General features: G+C 44.7%; 16 protein-coding genes and 1 pseudogene. 2 read left to right on the forward strand and 15 right to left on the reverse strand.

Annotation, left to right across the window (positions count from 1 at the left end):
* Positions 1-19: 19 nt before the first annotated feature.
* From ACWI_RS19590 to mtpB, 8 genes and pseudogenes are all read right to left on the reverse strand, one after another.
* Positions 20-208: pseudogene (locus ACWI_RS19590) on the reverse strand (GntR family transcriptional regulator); the annotation flags it as partial.
* Positions 204-884, reverse strand: coding sequence for a cobalamin B12-binding domain-containing protein (locus tag ACWI_RS17680; protein ID WP_070372766.1), 681 nt, complete (start codon positions 882-884; stop codon positions 204-206). The pseudogene ACWI_RS19590 and the gene ACWI_RS17680, both read right to left, overlap by 5 nt.
* On the reverse strand, positions 868-2,241 hold the full coding sequence (locus tag ACWI_RS17685) for a trimethylamine methyltransferase family protein (protein ID WP_070372767.1): 1,374 nt from the start codon (positions 2,239-2,241) through the stop codon (positions 868-870). Before ACWI_RS17685 ends, ACWI_RS17680 begins: the two co-directional genes overlap by 17 nt.
* A gap of 352 nt (positions 2,242-2,593) precedes the next feature.
* Entirely contained in the window at positions 2,594-3,238 is a 645-nt protein-coding gene (locus tag ACWI_RS17690; RefSeq protein ID WP_070372768.1) for a DUF1638 domain-containing protein, read from the reverse strand.
* A gap of 64 nt (positions 3,239-3,302) precedes the next feature.
* The gene (locus ACWI_RS17695; protein ID WP_070372769.1) at positions 3,303-4,766 is read right to left on the reverse strand and encodes a glycine betaine uptake BCCT transporter; all 1,464 of its coding nucleotides are present in this window, start codon (positions 4,764-4,766) and stop codon (positions 3,303-3,305) included.
* Positions 4,767-4,950: 184 nt separating this feature from the next.
* Positions 4,951-5,754: a methyltetrahydrofolate cobalamin methyltransferase gene (locus tag ACWI_RS17700; protein ID WP_070372770.1), complete on the reverse strand. Its 804-nt coding sequence runs from the start codon at positions 5,752-5,754 to the stop codon at positions 4,951-4,953.
* A gap of 123 nt (positions 5,755-5,877) precedes the next feature.
* Positions 5,878-6,510 (reverse strand): cobalamin B12-binding domain-containing protein, encoded by a 633-nt coding sequence (locus ACWI_RS17705; RefSeq protein WP_070372771.1) that lies wholly within the window; start codon positions 6,508-6,510, stop codon positions 5,878-5,880.
* Positions 6,511-6,597: 87 nt separating this feature from the next.
* Positions 6,598-8,055: a proline betaine:corrinoid methyltransferase gene (mtpB, locus tag ACWI_RS17710; protein ID WP_070372772.1), complete on the reverse strand. Its 1,458-nt coding sequence runs from the start codon at positions 8,053-8,055 to the stop codon at positions 6,598-6,600.
* Between the two features lie 291 nt (positions 8,056-8,346).
* On the opposite strand from mtpB, the gene ACWI_RS17715 reads away from it, so the two are divergent.
* Complete coding sequence (locus tag ACWI_RS17715) at positions 8,347-9,633, forward strand: MFS transporter (protein ID WP_070372773.1); 1,287 nt, start codon at positions 8,347-8,349, stop codon at positions 9,631-9,633.
* Positions 9,634-9,772: 139 nt separating this feature from the next.
* Here ACWI_RS17715 and ACWI_RS17720 read toward each other — a convergent pair whose 3' ends face one another.
* The 7 genes from ACWI_RS17720 to ACWI_RS17750 form a co-directional block, all read right to left on the reverse strand.
* On the reverse strand, positions 9,773-11,014 hold the full coding sequence (locus tag ACWI_RS17720; protein ID WP_070372774.1) for a serine hydroxymethyltransferase: 1,242 nt from the start codon (positions 11,012-11,014) through the stop codon (positions 9,773-9,775).
* A gap of 22 nt (positions 11,015-11,036) precedes the next feature.
* Entirely contained in the window at positions 11,037-11,225 is a 189-nt protein-coding gene (locus ACWI_RS17725; RefSeq protein WP_070372775.1) for a hypothetical protein, read from the reverse strand.
* Positions 11,226-11,447: 222 nt separating this feature from the next.
* Complete coding sequence (locus ACWI_RS17730; protein WP_070372776.1) at positions 11,448-11,885, reverse strand: MOSC domain-containing protein; 438 nt, start codon at positions 11,883-11,885, stop codon at positions 11,448-11,450.
* A gap of 20 nt (positions 11,886-11,905) precedes the next feature.
* Entirely contained in the window at positions 11,906-12,403 is a 498-nt protein-coding gene (gene moaC / locus ACWI_RS17735; protein ID WP_139142412.1) for a cyclic pyranopterin monophosphate synthase MoaC, read from the reverse strand.
* A 10-nt stretch (positions 12,404-12,413) separates the two neighbouring features.
* Positions 12,414-13,373 (reverse strand): GTP 3',8-cyclase MoaA, encoded by a 960-nt coding sequence (gene moaA, locus ACWI_RS17740; protein WP_070372778.1) that lies wholly within the window; start codon positions 13,371-13,373, stop codon positions 12,414-12,416.
* 26 nt (positions 13,374-13,399) lie between these two features.
* Positions 13,400-15,340 (reverse strand): molybdopterin biosynthesis protein, encoded by a 1,941-nt coding sequence (locus tag ACWI_RS17745; RefSeq protein WP_070372779.1) that lies wholly within the window; start codon positions 15,338-15,340, stop codon positions 13,400-13,402.
* A 43-nt stretch (positions 15,341-15,383) separates the two neighbouring features.
* Entirely contained in the window at positions 15,384-16,607 is a 1,224-nt protein-coding gene (locus ACWI_RS17750) for a molybdopterin molybdotransferase MoeA (protein WP_070372825.1), read from the reverse strand.
* A gap of 157 nt (positions 16,608-16,764) precedes the next feature.
* Here ACWI_RS17750 and ACWI_RS17755 point away from each other — a divergent pair, with 157 nt between their 5' ends.
* Positions 16,765-17,439: a HesA/MoeB/ThiF family protein gene (locus ACWI_RS17755; protein WP_070372780.1), complete on the forward strand. Its 675-nt coding sequence runs from the start codon at positions 16,765-16,767 to the stop codon at positions 17,437-17,439.
* The last annotated feature ends 5 nt before the right edge of the window (positions 17,440-17,444 follow it).

Consider the following 17,444-nt stretch of genomic DNA (forward strand, 5'->3'; position numbering starts at 1 on the left):
TTTCAAGTACATAATTCCCTTTTCCCGGTATCGAATAAATATAGCCTTCATCAATTAACTTCGAAATGGCATTACGGATGGTGATGCGACTGACACCATATTCATCAGCCAGGGTATTTTCCGGCGGGATGGCGGAATTGATGGCATAAAAATTCTTCTGGATCTTGTATTTAATGCTATCGGCAATTTCTTCATATTTGTGATTAATGCGCTTCGCCCCCCTCCGTTATCCAAGTTTTGCATTGCTTGACCCCTTCATAGACATCATGAGCAAAGGCATCCACTCCGGTGTATTCAATTGCCTGGCGATGGGTCGAGAGTCCCCCGACAATAATTTTAACCTGATCCCTGATTCCAGCAGCCACCAGAGCGTCATTCACGGCTTTGATATAGCGGACCCCTTCGGCGAGAATTGAGCTGATGGCAATCACATCGGGCTTTAATTTGATGGTTTCTGCCAAAATTTCCTGGGCGGTAATGTTAATCCCCAGATCAATGACCTCAAAATTTGACATCAACGCAGCACTCTTAAAAATTGACTTGCCAATATCATGCAGATCCCGCTCGATGGTGCACAGTAGAATCCGACCAATCGGTTCACCCGATCCCTCATTGATCAGCTTCAGACTCGGCAATTTTAACACTTCTTCAAAAATGATGCCCGCCATCATTAAATCGGTCACACCATACCGCCCCTCTTCAAAATAATGACCGATGTGATCCAGACCAAGCTGGATCGCTTCGACAATCTGGGCCTGGGATGCGCCCTCTCGAATCGCATAATTGACAAGTTTAAGCACTTTTTTTTCTTCAATTTTTTTCATGGCCTCGACAATACTCTCAAAAGTAGTTGTATTCATGGCATGATTAGTCGATATATTCATCTGGCAGGTAACCCCTTATTATTTTAATCTGTTCTTTAGTTGGTGCGGTAAATTGATAACTATCTAAACGCCTGATAATCTCATCGTCGGTCTCTTTTAGTACCGCTGCCTTTGTTTTCCCTTCCCCAAAACCATGGGGCCGATATTGCTTTCTGATTAATTTAAGGTTTCGTGAAGAGATGTAATTTCCGGTTGATCCCACCTTCAGGATTTCATCCATCATCGTCGTGACATCATTAATTTCCATTCCCTGGACAAAGTCTTTTAAACTTAAGAAAGCATATTCATCCAGAATATATTTATTATAATTAATTGTTTTTAAAGCATCTTCCATCCCAAAGCTATGCATCAGACAATCGACCTCTGCCAGCAGAGTTGAGAGCAGATTGATCCCGCTTTCAAAACCACTTTGATAATCGAGGTATTTTGAGTCGGTAAATGTACCGCCGGCCCGAAATGGAATTTTGTAATATTCTGCCATCCCCTTTGCCGCCAGTGTAAACAATGCCGTTGCAGGACTCCCAACTAATGTTTCGGCCTTGAACGGATCCACTCCAAATAGCGGCAAACCATAAATAATTGGCAGACCGGGGCTTTGAATCTGAGCAAAGACAATTCCAGCAATAATTCCGGCGTTGGCCAGCAGAAAATTACCGCCGGGAGTGGGCGGCGCTGTTAAACCGCTTAATCCACTGCCGCAGGCAATCATCAGTGGTTGATTTTCCAGACAATGAACGGTAATCACTTCCGTTGTTGAATGCCCCATAATCATCGGCGCCGATACATTGACATTACCAAGCACGACCGGTTTATGGTCAATGCCACGGTAGCGTTTAACCATTGCAATGCAAGCGCAGGACTCTTCCTGACTACCGACAATTGAAAGGCAAGGTTTATCAGAGAATTTTAAAAGCATCGCCATCCGATAGGCGCTTCGCAAGTCCAGAGGAATATCGAAGGGTTCAATGGTATAGGGGCTAGCCATTTTAATTAGCTGATTCTGCTGATTGAGTTTGGTAAAATTCACATAATCCCTTCGGGTTCCCAACGCAATCGCTTCATTTCGAGATACATAGGTTCCACCATAAGCTGGCAGGGTGCAAATTTCACCCTTTCCGACTACCACACGGCCGCTATTTGAATAGACAGGAAAGGCAGAAGGAACCAATTTGAGACTTTCTTCAACCAGCGGCGCATCAAGAAAAACCTGTTTACCATCAACTCTGGCCCCGGCTTTTCTGAAAATCTCCTGTGCTTCATTCGAAAAAACAGTGATCCCCATGGTTTTTAAAAGTTTCAGTGACTGTTCATGGATAAGATCACATTCTTTTTTCGAAATGCTAAGCGTTAATTTCATGATCACTGCCCCCTGCATCCCCTCAATTTTGATACATTTTAAGATTATATCACAATAACCCCGGTTTGTTTACCGTTTCATCATGATAATTTCAGGTCTCATTCTTTACTGAATAATTTCAGGTCTCAATCTTTACTGATTTTTACCTTTGCAGGTTGTAATCATATCTGGGATTTTTTGTGCCGGATGCTGGGTAACACAGTTATAAGGCTTACTAAACCATTAACTTAAACAAACCGCATGCAATACGGTTTGTAAACTTATTATTTGTAAAAACTGCCCCATTTTTTTAGCGATTATCAGCACCAAATTTTTTCTACACTCCTGAAATGAATCAAGCTGACTCAGCATCTTAATCCGTCCGAAACATCTCTTCTTTTATCACTTCGCCAGGTTCGATTCGAATAAACCGCTGATCATTGCTGTCTTTTATCATCGCATCGAGAATATCAATATTACCAGTGGTTTCATTAACCTTCAGTCCCAGTTTTTCCGCCATCGCTTCGCATTTTTGTCGATCTTCCGCGGTTTCCACCCCAGTGCGGATAAACAGCAAATACTGATAATTTTTAAACATGGCTCTGGCAATACGCAAGGCCCGCTTCTCACCATATTTTTCTTTCATCCGATCATGCTCATAGCCGATTCCATCTTCGCCCCAAAGCCAGCCCTGAGAGACAAAGTAAGAAGAACAGCGCAGTGCGCCAAGATCAGACCGATCATCCAATATCATCGCAATGCAGTCATCCACTCGGGGGATGACTAAAGGACAGGATCTTGCCTGAATATCAACTAATGCTTTCCCGCACAATCCATAACTGAGATAAATGATGTCCGCATCGGTTTCGGCATCAATGGCCGCCTGTATCTCGGTGTGCAGAAGATCTGGGGTATTGTGGAGATGCTCTCTAATCCACCGGTATTCAAGATCCGAACAATCTATCAGGGCTTCAACTTCCTTTTTAAGAACACTGCAGCCAATCATCACTCTTTTCATTTTTATCATTCCCCCTATCCTTCAATAACCGAATTCTACCACACCGTTGGCTATTTTTAAATATCTAGTCCGCTTCATTCTTAAACGCCTTAAAAATTGAAACACACATCATAATCAGAATAAAAACAAAGGGCAGGGCCATAATAATCGCCACATTGCGGATTGCCACCAGACCGCCACTTAAGAGCAGCACAATGGCCATCGATGAAAGCACGATCCCCCAGACAACCTTGATTTTACGATCCGGATTTAAATCACCGTTTCGCGAGAACATCGCCACCACAAAATTGGCCGAATCGGCTGATGTCACAAAAAATGTCACGATTAACAAGGTTGCCAAAAATGAAATCGCCTGACCAAACGGCAAATGCGATAAGGTGACAAATAATCCGACCGCCACATCGCCGGTAATGGCCTCGGCAATACTTAGCTTATCGATGATTTCAAAATACAGGGCGGTTCCGCCAAATACCGCAAACCAGAGACAGCAAAAAAGCGCTGGGATGATGATCACACCCATGATAAACTCTTTGACCGTTCGACCCTTTGAGATCCGGGCGATAAAAGTTCCCACAAACGGGCCCCAAGACATCCACCAGGCCCAATAAAAAATGGTCCAGTTACCCAGCCAGGGATCATCGCTAAATGGTGTTAAGGCCAGACTCATTGGCAAAATATTATGAAGATAGGCACTTAAACTGACAAAAAAAGTATCGATGATAAAAACCGTCGGACCGGTAAAAAGCACAAAAATCATGATTAACAGCGCAATCACGATGTTGGTGTTACTGAGTATTTTTATTCCTTTATCCAGTCCCGTTATCGAAGAAATCAAAAACAGCACTGTAATGATGACAATAATGATAATCTGGACGGTGATCGTATTGGGGATGCCAAAAAGTGTTTTGAGACCGCCATTGACCTGCAATGCCCCCAACCCCAATGACGTTGCCACACCAATCACGGTTAAGACCAGCGCCAGCACATCAATCAGCTTGCCAGCAATTCCTTTGGACTTTTCACCCAGTAGCGGCTCAAGGGTCGAGCTGATCAGACACGGCTGTTTTTTCTTGAAGGTGACATAAGCCAAAGCCAGACCAACGATGGCGTATATCGCCCAGGGGTGAAAACCCCAATGCAAAAAGGCATACTGAAATGCCTTGCTGGCCGACTCACTGGAGGCCGCCTCAATCCCCAGCGGTGGCTGTAAGTAATGATAAACCGGTTCGGCCACGCCCCAAAATACCAGGCCAATGCCCATCCCGGCACTAAAAAGCATGGCAAACCAGGAAAAATTTGAATACTCCGGTCGGTCGTCTTCATCCCCCAACCGCAGTTTTCCGTATTTACTGAAAGCCAGCCCCAGACAAAAAATCAGAATCCCCAGCACCGAGACCAGATAGAACCACCCCAGATTATGAGTAATCACACCAAACAGGACATTTGTCACATTCAGTAATTCATCGGTAAAAACAAATCCAAAAAACAAAAAAACAACTAACAAAACAAGTGAAATATAAAGTACCATAGTGTCTTCCTCTTTCTTATTCATGCACCAGTAATGCCATCTATAAAGTATCAACCGATCAGGTACAATTTGCAACCAAAACTTTCTGTTGCGATTTACCACCCGCTTAAGCTAAAAACTTTCTCCATTGCAATGATCCGTGAGAAAGTTTTTAACCCGGGTTTAAAGAAACATGCTTAAAAAATTATTTGACTGGTCCGATTTGCCCTTGTCGGTAGGCTTTACTGTACTTACGACAGTGTTTATCCTGGCCGAGCAGGGCGTAGGTAGCAAAGATAGTACCCATCATATCACGGTTAAGCGGATCAATGACCGCCGAATCCATTCCGGCTTCCATGGCAAAGGCCATGCAGGTTTTGTTCAGCAGTGAACGCACCGGTAAGCCAAACGACATATTGCTGATCGCTCCGGTTACATGAATAGTTGGATACAATGCTTTGATTTGGCGGATTTCCTCTGCGAAATTAAGCATCGAGTTGTTTTCAGTTGACAAGGCCATTACACAGGGGTCAATATGGATCCGATCGGGCGTAATCCCATATTTCGCCGCTTTTTCAACCATAATTTTGGTGATCGCTACCTTTGTTTCGACATCGCTGGGAATGCCCTTGTTATCACAAGTTAAACCAACCACCTGCCAGCTGTTTCCTTCCAGCAGCGGCAGTAACACCTCGCATTTATCGCCTTCTTCTGAAATCGAATTGATCAGGCCGGGCTTATTGGCATATTTAAAAACTGCTTCGATCACCCGGGGGTTCGGGCTGTCAAGACACAGTGGCGTATCGGTTGCATTCTGAACAATATCCATCAGCCATTTCAATGTTTCAATTTCAAATTCCGGTGCGGTGCTGGCACAGACATCAATATAAGTCGCTCCCGCCTCGGTTTGTTTGACCGCCAGAGCGGCGATGTAATCAGCATCTTTTCTTTCGATCGCTGCTTTGACGGATGGAATCGTGCCGTTTATTTTTTCTCCAATTATTATCATCTTTTATCTCCTTGAAATACAGATAAAAGACAGTCTTTGTTACTGCCTTCTATCTGTTAAATTATCTTTTACCTAAATTATTTTTGAATGTCTGCTCATTTACCGTTTGGTTGAGCTGATTAATTACGCAACCCATTCCTGACAGATCTTGACACCTTCAGCGGCATTGGTTGTATATTGGTCAGCCCCAACATACTGGCAGGCTTCTTTAGTCACCGGATTTCCGCCAATAATAATTTTGGCGTCAATTCCTGATGATTTTAACATCTCTACGGTTTCCTTCATGGCATCGATAGCCAGGGTCAAAACACCGCTCATTCCGATGATGCAGCCCTGATTTTCTTTGGCGGTCTTAACAAACAGTTCCGGCGCAACATCAATGCCCAGATCTATCACTTCAAAACCCGCTGCTTCTGACATGCTTTTGAAAATATTCTTACCGATATCATGTAAATCACCATGAACCGTACCAAGTATAATGGTCCCGGCAACTGTATCAGCGCCACTGCCCAGCACTGGTTTTAACAGATTGATAGACTCGGTTAATAGTTCACCGGCAAAAATCAGATCGCCTACAAAATAGTCGCCCTTTTCAAACAGTTCACCAACAATTGCCATACCTGCCTGACAGGCGGCAATGGCTTCCTGGGCTTCTGGTTCTGACGGACTCGCTTTAACAAACTCGTTGAGTAAATCCATTACCAGTTCTTCTTCCAAATCTCCTACTGCTTGTGTTAATTCTTTTAAATCTAACATTTTTTTACCATTCCTTTTTTATTTTTTATTGACATGATGGTTGCAACCATCATGCCCTGGCCTGATTCTTTATCAATTATATTTGTTTTAGAATTTTTCGCTTTCCGGCAGATAACGGTTTAACAGTTCCTGTTGTTTTTTGGTCAGGTCTGGAGCCTGATAGCTTTCCAATCGTTCTTCGATAATTTTTGAAGCCCGCTGTCTGATATCGCCCACTTCTTCAAAAATAACGGCTGGATCACCAGCGGTTTTATTAAAAATCTGTGATAAGTGATGCTGATCGCGGTATTCTTTCGGGGTTCTTCCTGATAAATAATTACCCAGTGGGCCAGCCTTCTTGATTTCGTCAAAAACCTTACCGGCTTGTGTATCCGAGATTTTAATCCCTTTATTTAGTCGCATCAAAATGCGATTGACCTCTTCATCGAGAACAAATTTTTCATAACTGCCGACGGCGTAGGATTGAAGAATCCCGGCATTATTCAGCGCAAAGTCTGATTTTCCCAGGTAAGTGGTCATCAATGTCGTCATTGATTCAACCCCAGCCTGATAATCGGGTTTGAGTGAATCCGAACCACTGACACCGGTTCTGACTGGCAGACCATAGTAACGTCCCAAGGCCAATGTTGCCATTTGAATCAGCTGTGCTTCTGGTGCCCCAATGGCAATGGCTGTTTTACGCATATCCGTTGGTGAAGACACGGTTCCGTAAATAACCCCGACTCCCGGGTTAATCAATTGCGTTAAGACGATCCCGGCCAGAATCGTTGCATTGTCCTGAATTACCGAACCCATCAGTGCCGCTGGAGCGGTCAGATTGGTCATCGAACAGGTGATAATGGTAACCGGCTGACCTTCTTCAACCAGACCCATGATGTTATCTAGCACCTCATATGAGTAGCCGAGCGGTGAGAGCGCACAACAATTGGTTAACAATACCGGTCGATCCCAGATATCATAGAATTCCTTGTACAGGTTGGCAATTTCTTTGGCTGCATCCTTCAAACTCTGTTTTTTGACATTTAAACTGTTGGCAACATTGCCATAAGTTGGTCGGTCTGAATATTTAAGACATAATGCCACCTGCGGGATATAGAAATTGTCCTGAGACTTGTCTAAATCCGGGGTATCATAGGCAGAATTATTGACAAAATCGGTCACATCACTGGTATGCATCAGTTTTAAAAACTTAACCACATCCGGCAGTAATGCCGCTCTGTAGGTATCATCTTCAAACAAGAATTTTGAAGGACCGTAACAGCCCACTGTTTTTGGTTTGAAACGCTCACCAATGTGTGTTTCACCAGCACTGGTGGTCACCGCAAATGATTTCGGTGCTGTCGCCAGGGCTTTGTTTAAAAGTTCTTCACTTATTTTTACAATATTCCCTTCGACAGTTGCACCATGTTTCTTAAAGATCGCCAAGGCCTCTTCACTGGCAAAGGAAACACCGACTTCTTTTAAAACTTTTAAAGAATACTCGTGCAGCAGTTCCACATCGCTGGTGGAAACGTATTTTTCATAAAAGCGTCTGTTCATATACATTTGAAATAACCTCCGAATTTTTTTAATAAATACATGTATTTCGCAATTAAACTATAGCACGGCTCCCAAATTGTTGTCAATACTTATTTTGTAATCGAAACCAGACTTCCTGGTGATCTACATTATAAAGATTTTGCATAAATATTTCTGAAACACCTCAATTTTCTGGCATTTTATTAAGATATTTGGTTGTTTTCCTTTCTTAAAAATAATTGTTGACCGTTTACATTTATCGTGTTATACTCCATTGCATTAGACATGTATTTCGCAATTATGTTTCAGGAGGATGAAATGAAAAATTTTGGATTTAAGAATGCAATGGTATTTTTAATACTCAGTGCTACGGTTGCCCTTGCCTATCAATTACCCTTTTTACGCTTTACCTTTTACGATCAATTTGCTGCTGCGTATCAGCTTAGCAATACGCAAATTGGTGTTCTGGCCTCGGCACTGAATTTAACCTATACCTTCTGCTATCCGATCGGCGGTTGGATGGCTGACCGTTTCTCAATGCGCTCAATGATTTCCACCACCCTGGCGGCTTATGCTGTGCTAACTTTCGCCTTTGCGATGACCACTAACTTTACGGCGCTGCTGATTATTCATTTTCTTTACGGATTTTTCGGTATTGCCACCCTGTGGTCAGCCTATCTCAAGGGAATCAGAAATTTGGCTAACGAAGACAATCAGAGTAAAATGTTCGGTGGCAGTGAAGCCTTGCGCGGCGTTATCCAAACCCTGATGGGTTTCGCATTTCTGGCGATTGTCGGTTTGGCCGCTACCCCAGCTGCCGGCATGAAGGTTCTCTTTATATTTGGCGCCGCTGTTTGTGCCCTGTTTTTTGTTCTGGCCCTGCTCTTTCTTCCCAAAACAGATATCAAACACGAAACGCAGGCAGTCGTTAACGAAACCAAATACAGCGTTATGGATGTCCTGAAAAACAAAGGCGTCTGGATTACGATCCTGGTGATTATGTTTGCCTATCTTACCTGGGCCATTGGAAATGCCTACATGACGACCTATACGGTGCAGGTGCTTAACATCTCAACAACAACAGCCAGCGCGATTGGTATCGTCCGCAGTTACATCATTGTCTTGTTAGCCGGGGTAATCGGCGGCTTTTTCATGGATAAGTTCACTTACAAAGGCAAAGGTTTTATGATCGCTTTTGGCGCCATCGCCGCTGCCTTGGTTGCTCTGCTCTTCTCTGCCAAGGTGATCGCCATCAGCATTATCCTGACCCTGGTGATCGCTTTTATCGCAAACATCATGAAATCCACTTACTGGTCAATTATGGATCAGGCTGGTATCCCCGTTGGAATGACCGGAATGGCTACAGGTATTATCTCATTTATCGCTTTTATCCCGGATGTCTTCTACGGCCTGATTTGCGGTAAGTGGCTCGATGATGCCAAAGCTGCCGGTGATATTGCCACTGGCTTCAACCAGATTTTTATCTTACTGATTATTTGTGCGATCCTCGGAATTGGCTCCTCGTTGTTACTTGTAAAACGCACCAACGATTTAAAAAACTCTGTGTCACCAGAATTAAAAGCTGAAACTACTCCCGTCTCCTAAAAAATCAGGCTCCAACTGGATATCATTCCGGTTGGAGCTTTTTCTTTTCCTAAAAATTTTTCTGTCTTTTTAAATTATTTCGAATCAAAAAAAGCGCCTGACCAAACAATATTGGTCAGACGCTCTGCTATTAAAATTTTTAATCCATCAAGTCGGGATATAAGGGATATTTTTCAGTTAAAAAGGCGACCTTTTCCAGGGCCAGTTCCATGTCTTTTTTAATCAGTGCCGCTTCAATGGCATCGGCAACCACTTCCATGTCCGCTTCCACCAATCCCCGGGTGGTTACGGCAGGTGTTCCGACCCGGATGCCGCTGGTCACAAAAGGACTTTCCTTATCATAAGGAATGGCGTTTTTATTGGCAGTGATGTTGACTTTTCCCAAGGTTTCATCGGCCTCTTTCCCGGTCAGGCCGACCTTGCTGACGTCTAACAGCATCAGGTGATTGTCGGTGCCACCGGAAACGATTCGAAAGCCCCGTTTTTCCAGCGCCGCCGCCAATACTTTAGCGTTCTTGACCACCTGTTCCTGATAGGCCTTAAACTCAGGTGTTGCGGCCTCTTTGAAAGCAATGGCCTTAGCGGCGATCATATGCTCCAGGGGACCGCCCTGGGTACCGGGAAAGACACCCTTATCGATCAGCTTGGCATATTCTTTTTTGCAGAGAATAATCCCCCCACGAGGACCCCGCAAGGTTTTATGGGTAGTGGTGGTAACAAAATCGGCATAAGGCACCGGACTTTGATGTTGTCCAGCCGCCACCAGACCGGCAATGTGAGCCATATCCACCATCAGATAACACCCAGCGGCCTTGGTCAGCTTTGAAATCCGTTCAAAGTCGATGGCGCGAGGGTATGAGCTGGCGCCAACTACTACCAATTTGGGCTGGTGTTCGTTGATCAGCTTCTCGATCTCATCATAATCGATGGTTTCGGTTTCCTGATTCACCCCATAAGAAATGAAATTGTAATATATTCCAGAAAGATTGGCCGGACTACCGTGGGTTAAATGACCGCCCTGATCCAGGCGCATCCCCAGAACCGTATCACCCGGTTGCAGAACTCCCATGTAAACTGCGGTATTGGCCTGGGCTCCAGAATGAGGTTGGACGTTGGCGTGTTCGGCACCAAATAAGGCCTTGGCCCGATCAATAGCGATCTGTTCAATGGTATCCACATGAACACAGCCACCGTAGAAACGGTGTCCCGGCGTACCTTCGGCGTATTTATTGGTTAAATGACTCCCCATGGCTAACATCACTGCGTCTGACACAAAGTTCTCAGAGGCGATCAGCTCTAAATGACTTTGCTGTCGATGCAATTCCTTTTTCATGAGTTCATAAATCTCAGGATCAGCAACTTTTACTTTTTCAAAATACATAATTTCCTCCATAAAACTCTTTCTAATAGTCATTTCGCCGATTTGAAAGCCTTTCAAGGGAAGCCGCAACACTTTTTAAATAGATCGATATTTCTTCAATTTTCACTTTGAAATAAAATACAAACATGATGCCTGACATCAAAAAAAAGATCAGTAATATCGGGATGATACTCCAGGCCACACCGGCCATACTATTTATAAATTGATTCATATCGTCCTCCATTAGGCCGCTGTCTTTCTATGAAAGACAGTTGTACGGCAATAACATTTACTATTGTAACATTAAATTCTGATAATGCAATACACATTCCATCATTTTTTGTGATTTGTTTTATGGTTTGGAAAATAAGGACCGCTTAGCAATCGTGGCCAATCCCGAAAGTCCTAACCATGATTCCAAAAGCTAACACTATATGTGCAGATGTTTTTCTGACTATTCTACCACTTCAATGGTATCCCCTGCTTTGATAACGCCACCTTCGAGGATAATGGTAAAGATACCTTCTCTTGGCATTACGCAATCGCCGACCTGTTGGGCGATTTCACATCCGGCATGGCATTCTTTGCCAATCTGGGTCACTTCCTGCAGGGTTTCGCCGATTCTTAGCTTTGTTCCCACCGGCAGTTCATAGACGCAGATGCCTTCAGTCGTAATGTTTTCAGCAAAATTACCGGCACATAGTCCCGCTGCGCCCATGGCGATCATCTTATCAATACTCTCCTGTCCCAACAAACTGACCTGACGATGCCATTTTCCGGCGTGGGCATCACCCTCCAGTCCAAAATCCTTTATAAAATTCCCGACCGAAATCGGTTTTTTCATGACACCTTTTGTTTCGCTAATATTAATTGCTATTACTTTTCCACTCATGTTTTTTCTCCTATTAAATTTTATTGATGGTTGGGATTTATAAACTCACCGGATTTGCCACCGGTTTTTTTAGCCAGATAAATCGCTTCAATGGTCATTTCTTTGTCGACTGCTTTGCACATGTCATAAATGGTCAGGGCAGCCACTGAAACCGCTGTTAGGGCTTCCATTTCCACCCCGGTCTGACCGGTGTTTTTAACCACGGCTTCGATTAGAATTCGGGAATTTGCCTCATCAATTTGAAAATTAATGTCACTGCCGGAAATAAATATATTATGACACATCGGGATCAGATCAGCCGTTCGTTTAACACCCATAATTCCAGCAACCTGAGCCACTCCCAGAACATCGCCTTTTTTCATCTGGCCGTCGATGATTTTTTTAAGAGTCGCTTTTTTCATACTGATGGCTCCTCTGGCAACGGCCATTCGTTCGGAGCTTTTTTTCTCGCTGACATCCACCATTTTACTGCGGCCCGCCTCATTAAAATGAGTGAACTCGACGATCTCTTTATCCATTTCGTCCATATCATCCTCCAATTTCGTTCATATTTCTTAGTAACTGCTTTTCATGTTCATTAATATGATGCTTTTCCGGTTTTTTATTAATCGCCTGTAAGAGAATTTCTTTATAGGTCATTCCGGCTTGATGCAGCGCCACCAGGTCAATTTCGAAGTCTGAATGGAGGCAGGGTTTAATTTTACCATCGGTGGTCACCCTAATCCGGTTACATTCGCTGCAAAAATGCTTACTGATGGGATTAATCAGACCGACTCTCCCCTTGGCTCCGGGCAGCTGGTAATACTCTGCCGGTCCGGTTTTGTCCGGGATCAGTAGTGGTGTTAACGCGGGCACGCGCTTTAGCACCTCATCATTGGAAAGGTATTTATTTTCTGCAAAACCGCTGGATTCACCCAGCGGCATCAGTTCAATAAACCGCACATAAACGCCTTCGTCCCGGGTATAATTGACAAAGCTTTCAATTTCATCGTCATTAAACCCCTTGATCAGCACCGTGTTGATTTTAATGGGATGCATTCCCGCTGCCTTGGCGGCGGCAATCCCGGCAAAAACATCTTCCAGGTGCCCCCACCGGGTAATCTCATGAAATTTGGCCGGATCAAAGGTGTCCAGACTGATATTCACCCGGTTTAAGCCTGCCGCTTTTAAATCTTTGGCGTATTTCGGCAAGAGAATCCCATTGGTGGTCATAGTGAGATCCTCAATCCCGGGAATCTCGCCAATTCTTCTGACCAAATCAACAATCCCATGGCGCACCAGCGGTTCTCCGCCAGTTAAGCGAATCTTATTAACCCCCAGGGACACCCCAGCTTTAATCAGATCCAGAATTTCTTCAAAGGACAAATTCTTCTGATGCGGATGTTTCTCAATTCCCTCCTCCGGCATGCAGTAAACACATCTTAAATTGCATAAATCGGTGATGGAAATACGCATGTAATTTATTTTTCTTCCATAATGATCCTTCATCTGTTTCCTGCTTTCTCCCCTGATGTCTAGGGTTTAACGATTTCTCCCGGCTGCTCCAGTTCATATCCCCCCAGCCGTTTTAGTGCTTCTCTGAATTGTTCTGATTTAAGTACCTTGATAAATATCTGCACCCGGGGATCGTCCAGATTTTCTTTTAAAATAACAAAATCATAGGCTTCATCACCAATCGGGATAAAATCCAGTTCCATCATATTAGCGGCCGATAAAACCCCGATCCCGACATCGCAGGAACCGGACGCAACCGCCGAAGCCACCATCATATGGGTGTTCATTTCCCGGCTATAGCCTAAAATCTGATTGGCATTGAGCTGCTTTTGTTTTAATAAGTAATCCAACAATACCCGGGTACCTGAGCCCCGCTGCCGATTGACGAAACTGATATCTGGTCGGATCAGGTCGGTAATTCCCTGAATATTTTTGGGATTGCCTTTGGGTATAATCATCCCCTGGGTTCGTTTAACCCCTTTAATCAACACGACCCCCTCGTCAGCCAGATAACGCTTTAAATAGGAGAGATTATATATCCCGGTTTGTTCATCCAGCAAATGAATCGGGGCAATATGGCACTCACCTTTTTTGATTGCCATAATCCCACCCAGACTACCCACATGGGCCGAAGACAAGTTTACCAGTTCTTTGTTTTGATGAATGATATTGGCAACGATATCCATCAATACATCGTGACTGCCAATCGAAACCAGGGTATTTTCAATTTCTTCCCGGGGTCGCATCAGAATCAGCTCGACCTCTTCCCCGGCTTCATAACCTTCGACATTTTTGGGAATCTTCAAAATACCGTCAGCATTGACCAGTGACATGGTCACCCCTGCGCCCCGATCCAGCGGCGTAGCCACAAAGCGCTGATTGACCCGACCACATTTCATCCGGACAAACTCCAGATACTTAAGCGACGACATCAGACGTTTTGAAAGCACTGCTTTGATGGTGACTCCCTCCGTCAGGATCTGATGGTTAAAGGCCAGAATTACCGGTTTAACAAAGCTTTCAAAGACAAAATAGGCAGAGACCGGATAGCCGGGAATCCCGATCACCGGTTTTCCCTGAATCATCCCCAACACCACGGGTTTTCCCGGTTTAATGGCGACGCCGTGAACCACTACTTCACCCAGTTCTGCAATCAGCTTGCGGGTGTAGTCTTCGGTTCCGGCTGAGGAACCAGCGGAAATCAGCACCACATCATTTTCATCAACAGCTTTAATGATCGCCTTTTTGATCACCTCGTAGTCATCCTGTACTGTCGGGTAACGTCGGGCTTTGCCGCCATATTCTTTGACCAGCCCCGCAAACATATGGGTATTGGAATCAATTATTTTTCCTACCGCCATCGCTTCCCCGGCTTCCACCAGTTCGGTACCGGTGGGAATAATCCCCACCCGGGGTTTGTCCATCACTTCAATCTCCGTAATGCCGCCAGCTAGCAGGGCCCCCAGATCGATTGGGCGAACCCGGTGAAAAGCCGGGATAATCAACTCTCCGGCAACGATATCTTCACCAATTGGCCGGACATTCTGCCACAACGAAACCGGATTGTTGATGCTGACTTCATTATCACTTTTTATGATCACATCCTCAATCATCACCACCGCATTGTAGGGATCAGCAATTACATCGCCAGTATCGACAAAATTAAAATCGCTTCCTTTTATCAACGTCCGGGGATGACGTTCGTCCACGCCAATCATCGCCATCGCTTCGACACAGATGCCATCCATGGCCGAGGCATTATAATAGGGCGATGAAATTTTCGCAAAAACTGGCTCTTTCGTCACCCAGCCCTGGGCTTCGATGACGGGTAGAACACGGCCTTTTTGATGCGCTTCGGCAAAGGATAATAAGGCCAGATACTTCGTCACTGCCAGATTGAGATCTTCATTTTTTAAATATAAATTCCGTTCGTCTTTTTTTCCGGTATTTTCAGTATTCATTATTCCCTCCAGTTCAGATCTAAGTAGTCAGTCTACGAGCTTTTTAAAACAGGGTTACCAAAACCTGATCGCCAGTATTTTTTCCTTCTTCGTTTTCGGTAATTTCAATATAACCGTCAGAATACGCTAACAGCGTAATCATTCCCGATTTACCGTGAGTAGGCCGGACTTCGATGCCATTTTCAGTCTTTTTGATGGCCACGGTCTGGAAAGTTCGTCGGCCCGGGGCAGCATGAACATTTTCCGTAAGCACCCCCTGGACGGTCAGATCGTTTACACTATCCTGTCCATAATACAAGCGCATAAATTCCTGTAGTACGATCATCATCACCATAATAGCGGCGGCTGGCTGGCCCGGTAAACCGATTACCGGTTTTTGCGAAACGGTTCCCAAAATCGTCGGTTTTCCCGGTTTAACTGCCAGACCATGGAGCAGCACCTGTCCCAGCCCATCAATGACCTGAACGGTATAATCCTTTTCGCCCATCGAACTGCCACCAGAAAGGATCACCATCTCGCCGTTTTCGATGCCCTTTTGCACGGCTAAGCGAATCTCCTCGCGGTCATCTCTGGCGTAGGCGGTTGAGATGACCGCGGCGCCCAAACGTGTTGCCACCGCTGCCAGCGCCGGGGTGTTAATGTCAATCACTTCCCCAGGTTTAGGTGTTTCACCAGGCCGAATGATTTCATCACCAGTGGAAATAATGCTGATCCGGGGACGCTTAAAAACCTCGATCTGCAAATAACCCAAAGCTGATAAAACGCCGATGTCCTGAGGTCTTAACTGATGGCCCCGGGAAAAAACCAGTTCCCCCTTTCTGATGTCATCACCAATTTGCATCATGTTTTCATTGGCACCGGCATTGGTGTAAATGGCCAGGTCTTTTTCTCCCAGTTTTTCAGTATACTCAATCATAATCATGGCTTCAGTACCGGCTGGTACCATCCCCCCAGTTGGAACATAGAAGGTTTCACCCTGGTTAAGGCGCTCGGCGGTTTCTTTGCCCATCTGGACTTCTCCGGCGATTCTTAAAAAGCCCGGTATGGCCTGGGACGCTCCTTGAACGTCGGTTAGTTTCACCGCATACCCATCAACCACGGATCGATCAAAGTGCGGAACATCGATAGTCGATACAAGATCAGCCGCCAGTATCCGCCCTAATCCATGGCTTAAATCAATGGTTTCATTCTCTAGCGCGATATCTATAAATGACTCATTGATAATTTTTTTCATCTCATCAATGGTTTTTACTTTTAATAACTCCATTTTTTTCTCCTTACCGACCATTTTTTTCATTCGGTGTCTGCTTTCTATTCTAACGATTATTGTCAGAAAAAACAATATCAATTCAAGACTTTAATTTTTCGTTAAAAATTGTTATACTAAAATGAATAGTTTTTATTGGACTTAAGGAGGTGGCGCAATGTCACGTTATGAACGCAATTTTCCAGCTTTTTCCGAACAGGACTTTGAGCGCATTCAACATGCCACAATTTGTATCGTCGGCTGTGGCGGTTTGGGGGGCTATATCATTGAGATGCTGGCCCGAGTCGGGATCGGTTCACTGATTTTGATTGATGGTGATGTCTTTGAAGATTCCAACCAGAACCGCCAGATTTTCTCAACCGAGAAAAATATTGGCACCCCCAAAGCTAAAGCGGCAGCAGCCCGGGTCAAGTTGATCAATAAAGAAGTGACGACCACCTATTATCACGATTTTCTCGACGAGGAAAACGGTTTTTCCTTGATTGGCGATGCCGATCTGGTGATGGATGCTCTGGATAATGTACCAGCCCGGCTGACCCTCCAGACCTTGTGTAAGGAAAAGAACATCCCCCTGATCCACGGTGCCATCGGCGGCTGGTTTGCCCAGATCACCACCGTTTTTCCGGAAGATGATACCCTGTCCCGACTCTATGTCGGTGAAAAAGAATACGACTCCAAGGCTCTGGGCAACCCATCCTTTACTCCGGCTCTGGCAGCATCGCTACAGGTATCTGAAGCCTTGAAAGTCCTAACCGGCAAAGAAGAAATTTTGCGAAACAAACTGTTATATATCGATTTATTGGCCAATGACTTTTTTACATTTAATATTTAGGAGGA

The organism is Acetobacterium wieringae (assembly GCF_001766835.1).
In the GTDB taxonomy this organism is placed as follows: domain Bacteria; phylum Bacillota; class Clostridia; order Eubacteriales; family Eubacteriaceae; genus Acetobacterium; species Acetobacterium wieringae.

Coding starts and splice junctions, on each gene's coding strand:
- ACWI_RS17745 (WP_070372779.1), bottom strand. CDS start 15,340: ATGAATACTGAAAATACCGGAAAAAAAGACGAACGGAATTTATATTTA.
- ACWI_RS17730 (WP_070372776.1), bottom strand. CDS start 11,885: ATGAGTGGAAAAGTAATAGCAATTAATATTAGCGAAACAAAAGGTGTC.
- ACWI_RS17685 (WP_070372767.1), bottom strand. CDS start 2,241: ATGAAATTAACGCTTAGCATTTCGAAAAAAGAATGTGATCTTATCCAT.
- moaA (WP_070372778.1), bottom strand. CDS start 13,373: ATGAAGGATCATTATGGAAGAAAAATAAATTACATGCGTATTTCCATC.
- ACWI_RS17725 (WP_070372775.1), bottom strand. CDS start 11,225: ATGAATCAATTTATAAATAGTATGGCCGGTGTGGCCTGGAGTATCATC.
- ACWI_RS17705 (WP_070372771.1), bottom strand. CDS start 6,510: ATGTTAGATTTAAAAGAATTAACACAAGCAGTAGGAGATTTGGAAGAA.
- ACWI_RS17750 (WP_070372825.1), bottom strand. CDS start 16,607: ATGGAGTTATTAAAAGTAAAAACCATTGATGAGATGAAAAAAATTATC.
- ACWI_RS17695 (WP_070372769.1), bottom strand. CDS start 4,766: ATGGTACTTTATATTTCACTTGTTTTGTTAGTTGTTTTTTTGTTTTTT.
- ACWI_RS17755 (WP_070372780.1), top strand. CDS start 16,765: ATGTCACGTTATGAACGCAATTTTCCAGCTTTTTCCGAACAGGACTTT.
- ACWI_RS17680 (WP_070372766.1), bottom strand. CDS start 884: ATGAATATATCGACTAATCATGCCATGAATACAACTACTTTTGAGAGT.
- ACWI_RS17700 (WP_070372770.1), bottom strand. CDS start 5,754: ATGATAATAATTGGAGAAAAAATAAACGGCACGATTCCATCCGTCAAA.
- ACWI_RS17720 (WP_070372774.1), bottom strand. CDS start 11,014: ATGTATTTTGAAAAAGTAAAAGTTGCTGATCCTGAGATTTATGAACTC.
- ACWI_RS17715 (WP_070372773.1), top strand. CDS start 8,347: ATGAAAAATTTTGGATTTAAGAATGCAATGGTATTTTTAATACTCAGT.
- ACWI_RS17690 (WP_070372768.1), bottom strand. CDS start 3,238: ATGAAAAGAGTGATGATTGGCTGCAGTGTTCTTAAAAAGGAAGTTGAA.
- mtpB (WP_070372772.1), bottom strand. CDS start 8,055: ATGTATATGAACAGACGCTTTTATGAAAAATACGTTTCCACCAGCGAT.
- moaC (WP_139142412.1), bottom strand. CDS start 12,403: ATGGATAAAGAGATCGTCGAGTTCACTCATTTTAATGAGGCGGGCCGC.